This window comes from Vibrio sp. 1727 (assembly GCF_033344415.1).
Taxonomy (GTDB): Bacteria; Pseudomonadota; Gammaproteobacteria; order Enterobacterales; family Vibrionaceae; genus Vibrio; species Vibrio alginolyticus.
The window spans coordinates 1-779 of record NZ_JAWPOT010000198.1; the positions used below are offsets into that span (position 1 = coordinate 1).

Genomic DNA, 779 nt, shown 5'->3' on the forward strand with positions numbered 1-779 from the left:
GCTTTCACCATAGTAAAACCAGCTTGTTCAATCGCTCGAATAACGCGAGATGCCACTGGTAGTGGTTTCACTTCAATGTAATCGCGATCTCGTGGGTCGATGGCAAAATCAATATCCAGAGTGGTTTCTACCCAAACATTGCACTGGTTCTTCAATGCGCTAACCGCAGTGATAGGTGTTTCATCATGCAGTTTTAGCTCGAAAGGCACTTGTTTTTCTTCATTCGGTTGAATCACAAACGGGTCAACCGCCTTGAGCTGGTCGATAGTGAAGGTTTGATAACTTACGCTATCGTCCACTTCAACTTTCATTTCTGTGTTCAATTTAATGGTGATAGCGTCGATCTGCTGTTCAACATCCCCACCTTTGATATGAACATGTCCCTTCAGCGTCGCACCTTGAAACACGCTCATTTCATCCAAAATAGTATCCACTTTTGCAGATCCAATACCCAACGATGCTTTTAATTTCTTAAACATGCCTTTCCTTTTTTGCGACTGTTTTTATTAGTTGTGCTTTGTTTACACAATTGCCTTATAAGCTGCAAGCAATAGACCGCAAGAATACGGCTTGATTCCATTATCGATTCAAAAAATATCAAATCAGCCAAATCATTCAGCAAGCAAATGCCCTTTATTTGTATCTAAATGTCGTATTTGTCGATAACTATTTGCAATTTGTACTTAAATTGAGCAGTATTTGTATAGTCAATTTAAAAGGTATCATTATGTCTGCGCCACTCTACATGCAAATCAAACAATTTATCCTCGATAAAATTG

At 39.0% G+C, this 779-nt stretch carries 1 protein-coding gene; it reads right to left on the bottom strand.

Annotated features, from left to right (window positions below; translation table 11 throughout):
- The coding region (locus R8O10_RS24745; RefSeq protein ID WP_318191891.1) for a sporulation protein at positions 1–479 on the bottom strand (479 nt) is incomplete at its 3' end.
- Positions 480–779 lie beyond the last annotated feature (300 nt).